This is a genomic window from Streptomyces microflavus (genome assembly GCF_014650075.1).
Classification (GTDB): Bacteria; Actinomycetota; Actinomycetes; order Streptomycetales; family Streptomycetaceae; genus Streptomyces; species Streptomyces microflavus.
Genome location: NZ_BMUG01000010.1, coordinates 82,936 through 95,787 on the forward strand (window position 1 = coordinate 82,936; position 12,852 = coordinate 95,787).

The 12,852-nt window shown below is 71.2% G+C and carries 12 protein-coding genes and 1 tRNA gene; 5 read left to right on the forward strand and 8 right to left on the reverse strand.

Features of this window, described 5'->3' with window-relative positions; genetic code table 11:
• Position 1: 1 nt before the first annotated feature.
• On the reverse strand, positions 2 to 457 hold the full coding sequence (locus IE264_RS27320; protein ID WP_032758215.1) for an SEL1-like repeat protein: 456 nt from the start codon (positions 455 to 457) through the stop codon (positions 2 to 4).
• A 108-nt stretch (positions 458 to 565) separates the two neighbouring features.
• The gene (locus IE264_RS27325; RefSeq protein WP_158706546.1) at positions 566 to 727 is read right to left on the reverse strand and encodes a hypothetical protein; all 162 of its coding nucleotides are present in this window, start codon (positions 725 to 727) and stop codon (positions 566 to 568) included.
• Between the two features lie 192 nt (positions 728 to 919).
• On the opposite strand from IE264_RS27325, the gene IE264_RS27330 reads away from it, so the two are divergent.
• From IE264_RS27330 to IE264_RS27340, 3 genes are all read left to right on the forward strand, one after another.
• A complete protein-coding gene (locus tag IE264_RS27330) occupies positions 920 to 1,765 on the forward strand; it encodes an LLM class F420-dependent oxidoreductase (RefSeq protein WP_032758146.1) in 846 nt (281 codons plus the stop codon).
• A gap of 135 nt (positions 1,766 to 1,900) precedes the next feature.
• Positions 1,901 to 3,385 carry a peptidoglycan D,D-transpeptidase FtsI family protein gene (locus IE264_RS27335; protein WP_015609190.1) on the forward strand — a complete coding sequence of 495 codons (1,485 nt, stop codon included), beginning with the start codon at positions 1,901 to 1,903 and terminating at the stop codon, positions 3,383 to 3,385.
• A 190-nt stretch (positions 3,386 to 3,575) separates the two neighbouring features.
• Positions 3,576 to 4,709, forward strand: coding sequence for a PQQ-dependent sugar dehydrogenase (locus tag IE264_RS27340; protein WP_032758145.1), 1,134 nt, complete (start codon positions 3,576 to 3,578; stop codon positions 4,707 to 4,709).
• A 118-nt stretch (positions 4,710 to 4,827) separates the two neighbouring features.
• Here IE264_RS27340 and IE264_RS27345 read toward each other — a convergent pair whose 3' ends face one another.
• The gene (locus tag IE264_RS27345) at positions 4,828 to 5,604 is read right to left on the reverse strand and encodes an HAD family hydrolase (RefSeq protein WP_032758144.1); all 777 of its coding nucleotides are present in this window, start codon (positions 5,602 to 5,604) and stop codon (positions 4,828 to 4,830) included.
• A 194-nt stretch (positions 5,605 to 5,798) separates the two neighbouring features.
• On the opposite strand from IE264_RS27345, the gene IE264_RS27350 reads away from it, so the two are divergent.
• Complete coding sequence (locus IE264_RS27350; RefSeq protein ID WP_078657511.1) at positions 5,799 to 8,381, forward strand: bifunctional FO biosynthesis protein CofGH; 2,583 nt, start codon at positions 5,799 to 5,801, stop codon at positions 8,379 to 8,381.
• Positions 8,382 to 8,467: 86 nt separating this feature from the next.
• On the opposite strand, the gene IE264_RS38140 is transcribed toward IE264_RS27350, so the two are convergent.
• The gene (locus IE264_RS38140) at positions 8,468 to 10,015 is read right to left on the reverse strand and encodes an eCIS core domain-containing protein (protein WP_078657510.1); all 1,548 of its coding nucleotides are present in this window, start codon (positions 10,013 to 10,015) and stop codon (positions 8,468 to 8,470) included.
• 339 nt (positions 10,016 to 10,354) lie between these two features.
• Between IE264_RS38140 and IE264_RS27360 the strand changes: the two genes are divergently transcribed.
• Entirely contained in the window at positions 10,355 to 11,188 is an 834-nt protein-coding gene (locus IE264_RS27360) for an NPP1 family protein (protein ID WP_031124083.1), read from the forward strand.
• A gap of 174 nt (positions 11,189 to 11,362) precedes the next feature.
• Here the strand turns inward: IE264_RS27360 and IE264_RS27365 are convergent.
• The 4 genes from IE264_RS27365 to IE264_RS27380 all read right to left on the reverse strand — a co-directional run bounded on the left by IE264_RS27365 (position 11,363) and on the right by IE264_RS27380 (position 12,819).
• Positions 11,363 to 11,436: transfer RNA gene (locus IE264_RS27365), tRNA-Ile, on the reverse strand.
• Positions 11,437 to 11,579: 143 nt separating this feature from the next.
• Positions 11,580 to 11,786, reverse strand: a complete 207-nt coding sequence (locus IE264_RS27370) for a DUF397 domain-containing protein (protein WP_032758142.1) — start codon at positions 11,784 to 11,786, stop codon at positions 11,580 to 11,582.
• A complete protein-coding gene (locus IE264_RS27375) occupies positions 11,783 to 11,989 on the reverse strand; it encodes a DUF397 domain-containing protein (RefSeq protein ID WP_032758140.1) in 207 nt (68 codons plus the stop codon). The genes IE264_RS27370 and IE264_RS27375 overlap by 4 nt, the downstream gene beginning before the upstream one ends.
• The gene (locus tag IE264_RS27380) at positions 11,986 to 12,819 is read right to left on the reverse strand and encodes a helix-turn-helix domain-containing protein (RefSeq protein WP_032758138.1); all 834 of its coding nucleotides are present in this window, start codon (positions 12,817 to 12,819) and stop codon (positions 11,986 to 11,988) included. The genes IE264_RS27375 and IE264_RS27380 overlap by 4 nt, the downstream gene beginning before the upstream one ends.
• Positions 12,820 to 12,852: the final 33 nt, after the last annotated feature.

The window sequence follows — 12,852 nt, forward strand, 5'->3', positions numbered from 1 at the left end:
GCTACAGCGGGCTGGACCCGTCCCGGTTCAGCTCGCCGCCCGCCCGGAACAGCCGCCTGGCGACGGTGTGACCGCGCCCGGCGGCCATCCGGAACCACGGCTCCGCCGTCGCCAGGCCCTCCCGCTCCTGGAGCAGCCGCCCCAGCTCCCACATCGACTCCACGTCCCCGGCCTTCGCCGCCTGCCGCAGCATCCGCTCCGCCGCCTCCGGCCGCCCCTGGCTCCGCGCGTCCAGGGCGAGCGTGCGCAGCCCCCGTACCGCACGGGCGTCCCCGGCGGCAGCGGCGGCGGCCAGCACCTGCGGGTCCGGAGGGCGGCGGTAGCGCTGGGCGATCAGCAGCAGGATGCCGGCCAGCCACATGATCCAGCTCAGGCTGATCAGCGTGCCGCTGCCCAGGAACACCCCGGTCAGGCTCAGCGCACCGCCTGCGGGCAACAGGAAGAACCCCAGCCCCATCCCCATCACATGTCCCTTTCGGTCGCAGCCCTGCCGGATCGCCGGATCGCCGGACTGTCGGATCGCCGGCCCATCGTGCCCCGATGCCTTCCCCCTTCCGCGTCCGCCCTACCGGGCAGGACCGGTGAGGAAGACCGGATCGGTGAGGGCGGCGAGGGCGCCGGGCAGCCCCGGCACGGTCGCCGGGTGGGCGAAGCTCACCCCGGCCAGCGTCAGGCCGGTGGTGGCGGTGGAGGCGGGCAGGCTGCGCCGGGCGATCGGTTCCGTCATGTGAGGGCTCCCTCGATCGGGTGCGGCTGATGGCTGCCACGGTCTCGGATTTCACCGACGTACGGCTTACGTTGGCGATTCGTACGGACGACGTCCGGAAGGACGACGCGCGGGCCGGCTCCGGCTCCCACTCCGTACGCACTGCCACTGACCACGTACCCACCGACCACGACCACGACGGAGGTGCTCTCGATGCGGATCGCCACAACGATCTTCCTCACCGATGAGACGGTGACACCCGTGAGACTGGCGCGCGAGCTGGAGCAGCGCGGATTCGCCGGGCTCTACCTGCCCGAGCACACGCACATCCCGGTGAGCCGCCGCACCCCGTACCCGGCGGGCGGCGACCTGCCCCGTGAGTACGGCCGCACCCTGGACCCCTTCGTGGCCCTCGGCCAGGCGGCGGCCGTCACCGAACGGCTCACGCTCGGCACCGGCATCACGCTGGTCACCCAGCACGACCCGGTCGACCTGGCCAAGCAGGTGGCGACCCTCGACCACCTCTCCGGCGGCCGGTTCACGCTCGGTATCGGCTACGGCTGGAACGTGGAGGAGGCGGCCGACCACGGGGTCGAGTGGGCCACGCGCCGGGAGCTGTCGCGCGACCGGATGGCGCTGATGCGGGCCCTGTGGTCGGCCGAACCGACGGCGTACGAGGGCGAGTTCGGTTCGGTCCAGGCGAGCTTCGCGTACCCCAAGCCGGTGCAGGCGCCGCGCGGACCGGTCGTCGGCCCCCGCACACTGATCGGCGGCGGGGCGGGCCCGAAGCTGTTCGCGGCGATCGCGGAGCACGCGGACGGCTGGCTGCCCATCGGCGGCCGGGGCCTCACGGAGTCCGTGCCGAAGCTGCGGGCGGCCTGGGAGGAGGCCGGCCGCGACCCGAAGGACCTCCAGGTGGTCCCGTACGCCGTCCTCCCGGACCCCGGCAAGCTCGCCCACTACGCGGACCTGGGCATCGAGGAGGTCGTGCTCCAGCTGCCCCCGGCCGGTGAGCCGGAGGTGCTGCGGGTGCTGGACGGGTACGCGGCGTTCCTCTGAGGCCCGGCCGCGCGGGGTCGGTGCAACCGGGGGCGCCGACAAGGCATCCTTACCACCGGGGGATCGCATACGTGGGCACGGCCCGCACGCCTTTTCGGGTGTGCGGGCCGCGGGCCCGCCTGGGTGGGGAGTGGAATGAACAGGCCGTTGCGGCACATAGCCATCTTCTGCGGGCTGCTGGTGCTGGCGCTGCTGCTGCGGGCGAACTGGCTGCAGCAGGTCGACCGCGTGGAGCTGTCCCAGCACGAGAAGAACGCCCGGGTGCGGTTCGAGCGGTTCGCCACCCCGCGCGGCGACATCATCGTCGGCGGCAAGGCGGTCACCGGCTCGAAGGAGACCGACAGCCGGGACTACACGTTCCGGCGGACCTTCAAGGACGGGCCGATGTACGCGCCCGTCACCGGTTACGCCTCCCAGGCCCAGGGCACCTCGCTGCTGGAGCGGACGTACGACAGCGTCCTCAGCGGCCAGGACGACCGCTTCGCCTTCCGGCACGCCAAGGACGTCCTCACCGGGCAGCCGAGGCGCGGCGGCAGCGTGATCACCACGATCGACCCGAAGGCGCAGAAGGCGGGCTACAAGGGGCTGACCGACCTGGGCGCCCGGGGCGCGGTCGTCGCCCTGGACCCGCGCACCGGCAAGGTGCTGGCCCTGGTCTCGACGCCCTCGTACGACCCCGAGGTCTTCGCCGGGATCTCGTTCAAGGAGAGCGACCGCTTCAAGGCCCTCCTCGACGACAAGAGCAAGCCGCTGGCCAACCGCCCGCTGCGCGAGACGTTCCCGCCCGGCTCGACCTTCAAGATCCTCACGGCCGCGGCGGCGCTGGAGCACGGCGTGGTCTCGGACGTGGACGCCCCGACGAAGGCGGTGTCGCCGTATCCGCTGCCGCTCTCCAGGAACAAGATCGGCAGCGAGGCGGGGGACGCCGTCTGCAACAAGGCGTCGATGAAGACCGCCATGCAGTACTCCTGCAACAACGTCTTCCTCGACGCGGCCGCCGAGCTGGGCGAGGACCGGATGCGGGAGACGGCGGAGAAGTTCGGCTTCAACGAGGACGTGTACGCGGAGGAGTTCGGCGACCTGCTCGCCACGAAGAGCCTCTACCCGCCGAAGCTCGACAAGCCCGGCACGGCCCTCACCGGCATGGGCCAGGGCAGCCTGACGAGCACCCCGATGCAGATGGCGATGGTGACGGCGGCTCTCGCCAACGACGGCAAGCTGATGCAGCCGCACATCGTCGAGGAGCTGCGCGGCCCGGACCTGTCGACGCTGGAGACGAACGAACCGGCGGAGATGAGCCAGGCCGTCTCCCCCGAGACGGCGAAGAAGGTCCAGGAGATGATGGAGCACACCGCGAAGGAGGGCAGCGCGAAGCGCGCCCTGATCGACGGTGTGACGGTCGGCGGCAAGACGGGTACCGCCCAGCGCGGTGTGAACGTGCGCGACGAGGTCCCGTACGGCTGGTTCGTCAGCTACGGCAAGAAGGACGACGGACGTTCGGTCGCCGTCGCCGTCTTCATCGACCCGACGGACATGGACATCTCCCGCTCGGACATCTCGGGCGGCCGCCTCGGTGCCCCGATCGCCAAGAAGGTGATGGAGGCGGTGCTGGGGAAGTAGGAGGGCCGGCGCAGCGGGGATTCATCGGTGCATTGGCCTAGGCCAATGCACTCCCGTCCCCGTACCCTCATCCGTAGCCAGTGGCACACGCCCCCCCACCCCGGTTGCATGCTGGCGCGGGCACCCCCACCGAACTCTGCCCCGAGCAGCCAGGGTGAACTCCCCCACTCGCCGCCTCCAGGAGGCCACGGTGAAAGTTCGTACCAGAAGCTCGGCGATCATCGGCGCTCTTTTCCTCGCAGCATCCCTGACCCTGACGGCGACGCTGACCACGGCGTCGGCGGACGAGGCCCAGGCACAGGTCGTGCTCACGGAAGTGGCCCGCGCACAGGGCCCGTCGGCGGGCGCGGCCGGACCGGACGGCAAGGTCTGGATAGCCGAACGGGCCGGAACGGTAAGGGTCCTGGGCGACTACGGCCTCGGTGAACCGGTCCTCGACATCTCCGCCGAGACCACGACCGACGGCGAACGCGGCCTGCTGGGCGTGGCGTTCGACCCGGAGTTCGCGCACTTCTACATCTCGTACACGGACCTCGAAGGCACCAGCACCATCGACGAGTTCGCGGTCCAGGACGGCGAACTCCAGCCGGACTCCCGGCGGACGGTCCTCACCCAGGAGCAGCCGTACCCGAACCACAACGGCGGCGACATCAAGTTCGGCCCCGACGGCTACCTCTACATCGCGTTCGGCGACGGCGGCTCGGGCGGCGACCCGCACGGCAACGGCCAGAACCTCGACACGCTGCTCGGCAAGATCCTCCGTATCGACCCGACCGGCGGGGAGCCGTACGCCATCCCGTCCGACAACCCGTTCGTGGCCGAGGAAGGCGCGAAGGACGAGATCTGGGCGTACGGACTCCGCAACCCGTGGCGGTTCTCGTTCGACGCGGGCACGGGCGACCTGCTCATCGGGGACGTCGGCCAGAGCGAGTGGGAGGAGATCGACTGGGCCCCCGCGAGCAGCAAGGGCGGCGAGAACTACGGCTGGTCCTCGATGGAGGGCAACCACCCCTTCCGCGGCGGCACGGAGCCGGCGAACCATGTGCCCCCGGTCCACGAGTACGACCGCAGCGGCCTGGGCTGCTCGGTGACGGGCGGCTTCGTCTACCGGGGCGAGGCGATCGCGGACCTGGCAGGGAGCTACGTCTACAGCGACTACTGCGACGGCACGCTCCGCACCCTGAACATCGAGAACGGCGAGGTGACGGGCGAGGGCGACCTGGGCGTCCAGGGCGGCGAGGTGATCTCGTTCGTGGAGGCGGGTGACGGGGAGCTGTACGTGTTGGCGATAGGCGGCGCGGTCTCGCGGATCGACCCGGCGTAAGGGGCCCGGGCCCACCCCAGCTCGTCCTCGGTCCGCCGGGCACCTTCTCTGCTGGGCGGGCCCACCCCAGCCCGTCCGGCGTTTGAGGACGGAACCCTTGCTGGGGTGGGCCCGGCGCTCAGAGGCCCCTCAGGTACGAGACCTTCGCAGGGCGCGCGACCCCCACCGCCCCGGTTCCGTCCTCGAACGCCGGACGGGATGAATGCGGCTCGACTCCCGGACGGGCCGGGTGCGGCTCCGAGGCCGGACGGGCCGGGGATCCACCCACCACCCCCACAAGCTCCGTCAACGCGTTGACCCGGAAGTCCGCCGTCCCCACCACATCCGGATGCTCCGCCCACCAGTGCCCGTACGGCCCCCGCCGCAGATGCGCCGTCCGCAGCCCCGCCGCCGCGGCGGGGAACAGGTCGTCCGCCGGGTGATCGCCCACGTACAGCGTCGCCCCCGGCTCCGCCCCCGACGCCTCCACCACCCGAGCGAAGAAGGCCGGATCCGGCTTCCGTACGCCCCACTCGTCCGAGGTCACCACCAGATCCGCGGGCAGGTCCAGCGCCCGCAGCCGCTCCCCGGCCCGTACCGTCCCGTTCCCCGCCACGACGACCCGGATCCCCGCCGCCCGCAGCTCCGCCAGCGCCGGCCGCACGTCCGGGTAGAGGTCCGACTCGTCGAGGTGCTCCCCGCGCCCGGCGGCCGCCCGGGCCAGGTACGCCTCGTCGACGTCCATGCCGGGCCGCAGCACCCGCAGCGCGTCCGTGGCGTCGCGGCCCTGGGCGACGGCCGCGCCCACCAGGGCGCTGAGCGTGTGCGCGGGCACTCCGAGCCAGTTGGCCCAGGACGCCCAGTGGCGGTCGTCGCGTACGAGTGTTTCGCCGATGCCGAGGACGATCGTTTCCATCACCGTGCCGACACTAGGCGTGAGGATGCCGTGGCAGGGCTCTCATTCGGTGAGTCGGCCCGCACGAGTGAAGGGGGGCCGTGGGCACCCGCCCCACCGGCGACCGGTCCGGCACCCGTTCCGGCACCCCGGTCCCGCGATCCGACCCCCGAGGCCCTGGTCCGGCGCGCGCGCCTCGCTCGTATGCTCGGTTCATGACCGATCCTCAGAGCGGACGCCCCACCTCCAACGCCATGCGGCGCGCACTCAAACGTGCCCGTGACGGTGTCGCCCTCGATGTCACCGAGGCCGCTGTCCTGCTCCAGGCGCGCGGCGACGACCTGACGGATCTGGCGGCCTCCGCCGCCCGCGTCCGGGACGCGGGCCTGGAGGCGGCGGGCCGGCCGGGCGTGATCACGTACTCGCGCAAGGTCTTCATCCCGCTCACCCGACTCTGCCGTGACAAGTGCCACTACTGCACCTTCGTCACCGTCCCCGGCAAGCTCCGCCGGGCGGGCCACGGGATGTTCCTCTCGCCCGACGAGGTGCTGGCCATCGCGCGTGAGGGCGCGGCGATGGGCTGCAAGGAAGCGCTGTTCACCCTCGGCGACCGCCCCGAGGACCGCTGGCCCGAGGCGCGGGAGTGGCTGGAGGCGGAGGGGTACGACGACACCCTCGCGTACGTACGCGCGATGGCGATCCGGGTCCTGGAGGAGACGGGCCTGCTGCCCCACCTCAACCCGGGCGTGATGACCTGGACCGATCTCCAGCGCCTGAAGCCCGTGGCCCCCTCGATGGGGATGATGCTGGAGACGACGGCGACCCGCCTGTGGTCCGAGCCGGGCGGCCCGCACCACGGCTCCCCGGACAAGGAACCGGCGGTGCGGCTGCGTGTCCTCGAAGACGCGGGGCGCTCCAATGTCCCCTTCACCACCGGCATCCTGATCGGGATCGGCGAGTCGTACGAGGAGCGCGCCGACTCCCTCTTCGAGCTGCGCAAGACGGCCCGCGCCTACCACGGCATCCAGGAAGTCATCGTGCAGAACTTCCGCGCCAAGCCGGACACGGCGATGCGCGGGATGCCCGACGCGGAGCTGGAGGAGCTGGCCGCCGCCATCGCGGTGGCCCGGCACATCCTCGGCCCGTCCGCCCGCATCCAGGCCCCGCCGAACCTGGTGGACGCCGAGTACGCGCTGCTCATCGGCGCGGGCATCGACGACTGGGGCGGGGTCTCGCCGCTCACCCCCGACCACGTCAACCCCGAACGCCCCTGGCCGCACATCGACGAACTGGCCGCAAAGACCGCCGACTCGGGCTTCACGCTCCGCGAACGCCTCACCATCTACCCGGAGTTCATCCAGCGCGGGGAGCCGTGGCTCGACCCCCGCCTCCTCCCGCACGTCCGCGCCCTGGCCGACCCGGAGACGGGCCTCGCCCGCGAGGACGTGCTTCCTGTCGGGCTGCCCTGGCAGGAGCCGGACGAGGGGTTCACCTCCTCCGGCCGCACCGACCTCCACACCACCATCGACACCGAGGGCCGCACCGGTGACCGCCGTGACGACTTCGACGAGGTGTACGGGGACTGGGAGGCGCTCCGTGAGGCGGCGGCCCCCGGCATGGTCCCGTCCCGCATCGACGCCGACGTACGCCAGGCCCTGAGCCAGGCCGCCGACGACCCGACGAAGCTCACCGACGACCAGGCCCTCGCCCTGCTCCACGCGGACGGCCCGGCGCTGGACGAGCTGTGCCGGATCGCGGACACCCTGCGCCGGGACGTGGTCGGCGACGACGTCACGTACATCGTCACGCGGAACATCAACTTCACCAACGTCTGCTACACCGGCTGCCGCTTCTGCGCCTTCGCCCAGCGCCGCACGGACGCCGACGCGTACACCCTCTCCCTGGACCAGGTCGCGGACCGGGCGGCGCAGGCGTGGGACGTCGGCGCGGTCGAGGTCTGCATGCAGGGCGGCATCCACCCGGACCTGCCCGGGACGGCGTACTTCGACATCGCGAGGGCGGTGAAGGAACGCGTCCCCGGCATGCACGTGCACGCCTTCTCGCCCATGGAGGTCGTCAACGGGGCGACCCGCACCGGCATGTCGATCCGCGACTGGCTGACGGCCGCCAAGGAGGCCGGGCTCGACTCGATCCCCGGTACGGCGGCGGAGATCCTGGACGACGAGGTCCGCTGGGTCCTCACCAAGGGCAAACTGCCCACGGCCACCTGGCTGGAGGTCATCAAGACGGCACACGAGGTGGGCCTGCGCTCGTCCTCGACGATGATGTACGGCCACGTGGACCAGCCCCGCCACTGGCTGGGCCACTTCCGTACGCTCTCCCGACTCCAGCAGGAGACAGGCGGGTTGACGGAGTTCGTCACCCTCCCCTTCATCCACACCAACGCCCCGGTCTATCTGGCCGGCATCGCCCGCCCGGGCCCGACGGACCGCGACAACAGGGCCGTCACCGCCATGGCGCGGCTCCTGCTCCACCCGCACATCACCAACATCCAGACGAGCTGGGTGAAGCTCGGCACGGAGGGTGCGGCGGAGATGCTCCGCTCGGGCGCGAACGACCTGGGCGGCACGCTGATGGAGGAGACCATCTCCCGTATGGCGGGGTCGAGTTACGGCTCGTACCGCTCGATCCAGGACCTGAAGGCCATCGCCGAGCTTGCCGGCCGCCCCTCCCGCCCGCGCACCACGCTGTACGGGGAGGTCCCGGCCGAACGCGTCGCGGCGGCCACGGCCTCGGACGGCCACCTGCCGGAACTGCTGCCGGTGCTGCCGAGCTGAGGGGGAGGGGCGCGGTCGCCGCGCCGGTCAGGGGTTGCCGTAACGGCCAGGGGTTGCCGTGCCGGTCAGGGGGAGTCGCCGCCGGGTCACACGGTCGCGGCTTCCTCCTGCGGGGCCGGGCCGGGGGCGGCGGTGGGCAGGTCGTTCCCGGACCGGTTCTTCACGAGCTCGACGTTCTCGACGAAGAGCTGGAAGAGCAGCTGGCTCGCGCTGACCTCCCGGCCGTTCTTGCCGTTGGCGCCCTGGGCGATGCCCAGGCTGTAGGGCTCCTTGTCCTCGGCCTTCACGCCGATGTACCCGCCCAGCGTGCCCTCGTTCTGGGTCGCGTTCTGGAACTCTCCGCCGTCTGCGTTCGCCTTGCGGATCAGGTCGTTCTTGTAGCCAGGCCCGAGGGCCATGTGGTCCTGGTTGTAGAGGAGTTCATGGGCGCCGGGCTTCAGCGTGAACTTCAGCTGGACCGCGTAGGAGGCACTGTCGGTGTTGTAGTACCCGTCGGCCTGGCCCTGGTCGCCGAGGTGGGCTCCGATCGTCAGGCCCTTGTGGTTCTCCCTGAACCCCGCCGCTGAACGGCCCTCGGTGGTCAGGTACTCCGTCAGGGCCTGCCGGGCGGCTCCGTCGCCCCAGTAGGTCAGGGCGCTGTGGGCCTCCTCGAAGCTCATGGACCTGTACAGCTCCATCCTGCCCGCGTCCGGCCCCTTGTCCGCCAGGGCGCGCAGAAGGTTCGGGCCGACGGACGCGATGACCTCGTCCATCCGGCGCGGAGGCTTGCTGGCCTTGAACTTCTTCGCGTTCGCCTTGGACGTCGTCATCTGCGTGGCCCTCGCCTTCGCGGCGCCCTTGCTGGCGCCGCTCAAGCCCGCCTGCTCCTCCCAGTAGTCGACCGTCAGCCGGTCCTGGGGGCCCGCGACGCGCTGCACGGAGGGGCTGGGGCCGTGGCCGGGGGAGGGCGCCGCCAGGCGCTGCACGTCCGTGGCGGCGGTCTGCGGGCGGGCCGCCATGGCCCGGCCGGCGTTCGCCTCCGCTTCGCGCTCGAACCGGTCCGACGGGTCGGAGACCCTGAGCCCCGTTCCGTTGTCGGTGCCGGCGACGGGCCCCTGGCGTTGCTGGATGACGTGGGTGAGCTCGTGGGCGAGGGTGTGCCTGTCGTTGCCGCCGTCACCGATGACGACGTGGCTGCCGGAGGTGTAGGCGCGGGCGCCGACTTCGGCGGCGGAGGCCTTGGCGGCGCTGTCGCTGTGGATGCGGACGTCGGAGAAGTCAGCGCCGAGCCTGGCTTCCATGTCGGTGCGGGTGGCGTCGTCCAGGGGGCGTCCGGGGGCGCGCAGGACGTCGTGGACCGCGGACCGCTGCACCGCGGACCCTTGCGCTCCGGACCGCTGCACCGAGGCCTGCCCGCCCGGCTGGTGCCCGCATCCGTCGGTGTGCCGGTGCTGCTCCTGGGAGTGACCGGATTCGCGGAGCATCTGCACGACCGCGGCGTTGCCCAGAGTGGACTGCAACGCCATCAGCCCCGCCGGTGCCGCCGTCGACTGCTGAGGAGTCGCGGCATGCCGGGAGGACCGCGGCAGCTGTTCGTCGGTCTTCAGCGCCGGGCGGGGGTGCTTGGTGCTCACGCGATCGCCTTTCCGATTCATCGGGGCAGCCGCCTCGCGCGGCTGCCCGGCCCCACCCCCTGGGGGCGGTCACCCGTCGTGACCAGGGCCTCTGCAGTAGTATCAGCTACTTTTCCGGTGCGAAGCCAATGATCGTCCGCAGCGGCGAGCCGCGTCCCGCTGCGAACTCGGCGTCCTGTGCGCCCTGGTGACGGGATGCTGAATGTCTCCGAATATCTCCGCGATGTCGCCACCCCGTCATGGAAACTTGTGTCCGTGTACGGACAAGCGCGCCCGGGGTCCTGCAGACTGCGACAGGTGCCCCCACGCCGAGGCGGCCGGTAGTCGCTTCGGCCACGCCTCCACGAGGAGAGAAGCAGTATGCGCAAACCGCCCTCCCCGTCCCCCGCCTCCACCGGCCCCAGGCCGCCCGCCTCCGTCAGGGGCCGGGCCTCGCGCGTCGGCACGGTCCTCGCCGCCGCGGCCCTGTTCGTACTGATCCCCGCGTCCACGGCCCACGCCGACCCGCCGCGCAACCTCCCCCAGAACGCGGGCGGTTACGAGCAGACGTTCTCGCCCGCCTTCGACTACGACGGTGACGGCTGCTACGCCACCCCCGCCATCGGCCCGGACGGAACCCTCGCGCCCGGCCTGAAGACGACCGGCGCGATCAACGGGAGCTGCCGGGACCGGTCGGACCTGGACAACTCCCAGACGTACGCCCGCTCCCTGTGCAACAACGGCTGGTGCGGCATCGTCTACGCGGGCTACTTCGAGAAGGACCAGGCCGTCCACGGCAGCGGCCTCGGCGGGCACCGCCACGACTTCGAGCACGTCGTCTCCTGGGTCAACCAGGGCTCCAACCAGGTGGATTACGTCTCCACCACCCAGCACAGCACGGTCAAGACCTACCCCCGCTCCCAGGTGCGCTTCGACGGCTCGCACCCCAAGATCGTCTACCACAAGGACGGCGCGAGCACGCACTTCTTCCGCCTCGCCAACGGCAACGACGAGCCGCCCGAGAACCACTACGGCAACTGGCGCTACCCCCCGATCGTCGACTGGAACGGCTTCCCCAGCACGGAGTTGCGCGACCGCCTGATGAACGCGGACTTCGGCGCCGCCACCATCAAGGTCACCGACAAGGACAACCGCTTCCGCAATCTCCTCAACAACTCCAAGCCCGGCGGCATCCCCTTCGACCCCTGGGCCTGACGGCCGGCGGCCAGGGCGTACGAGCCCTACGCCCTGGCCCACGTGATCGCGCGACCCTCGCCGTCGCCTGCGTGCAGGCCGCCCCGGGCGCTATCCGGATGCTGCTCCCGATGGTCGAACACGACGCCATCCGCCCACCGCCGCCCGCAACGGTGAACCCGGCAGCCGACAGGACGGGGCCGGCCGGATTCGAACCGGCGTCCTCCCACATGAGGTGAAGGCGCGACAACCGCTGCGCTACGAGCCCCGTCCCGCTCGCGAGCATACGGTCGCACTGCCCACCTCGGTACGCGATTTTCTCAGGAAGCCGCACGTGGACGGGCGCACGAGGGCCCGCGCCCTCGCCCGGTGAGGACGAAGACGCGGGCCCTGGGGGCGTACGCCGCCGGGTTCAGGCCCCGGCCGCGAACTCCACGAAGGCCGCCCAGGCGGGGGCGGTGACGAGGAGGGCGGGGCCGGTGGGGGTCTTGCTGTCGCGTACGGGGATGAGGCCGGGGTAGCCGTCGGCGACCTCGATGCAGTTGTTCGCGCCCCCGTCGCTGTAACTGGACTTGCGCCAGGTTGCGGTGGAGAGGTCGGGGGTGGTGGATGCGGTCACAGGTTCCCCTTCCGTACGTCGCCGATGAAGGCGGTCCAGGCGGGCGCGGCGATCACGAGGGCGGGGCCTGCGGGGACCTTGCTGTCGCGCACGGGGACGAGGCCGGAGTAGCCGTCTGCCACCTCGATGCAGTTGTTGTCGCCCCCGTCGCTGTAGCTGGACTTGCGCCAGGTCGCGGTTGAGAGGTCGGGCGTGCGCTTCATGATCCTCTGAACTCCTTCAGGACGCCCCTGATGAACGCGATGGAGTCGGGCGGGGGCAACGCCCGATCCCGTGCCCGATCGTAGGACAGCCGGGCGCGCGTGACGTCTTCCGGATCCTCCAGCAATTCGGAGCACTGGTTGCCTTCCATATAGGCAACGGCACTCCCGTCGTCCTGCCACATCAGCGTGAGGGAGCCGTCCATCAAATGGTGGGCCCCGGCCGAGAGTGGCAACACCTGAAGCGTGACCATCGGCAGCTCCGCGATCGCGATCAGGTGCTCCAGCTGGGCTTCCCACACCTCCGCACTGCCCACCTGACGCCGTAGCCCGTACTCGTCGATGATGATGCGGACGGTGGGGGCCGGGTTGCGGTAGAGCAGTTGTTGACGGCCGAGTCGCGCTATGACCTGTTCTTCGACCGACTCGGCTTCGCTCTCCGTTTCCTGGTCGCCCGACAACAGGGCGCGGGCCACATCCTCGGTCTGGAGCAGTCCGGGAATGCCGAGCGTGAACAGGTGCATGATGCGCGCCCCGAACTCCAGCCGCATGAACTCCTTGTACTTGTCCTTGAAGACCTCCCGCCGCGCCACCTTCCACAGCTCGACCAGCAGCCCGCCCGTCTCGTAGAACCGGTCCAGGTCCTCCATCACCGCGAGCTTCGAGAGCCGTTTGCCTGTCTCCAGGCGGTACAGATAGCTCTTGTCGTACCGGGTCTTCACCGCGAGCTGGCCGAGTGACAGACCCGCCTTCTCCCGTAGGAACTTCAGGGCGCGCCCCAGCGCCGCGCGCCCCGACTCCGCTTCCACGTCCACTTCCGCGACTTCGGTCATCCCCGATTCCCCGACCCCTTGCCGTTGTCCTGT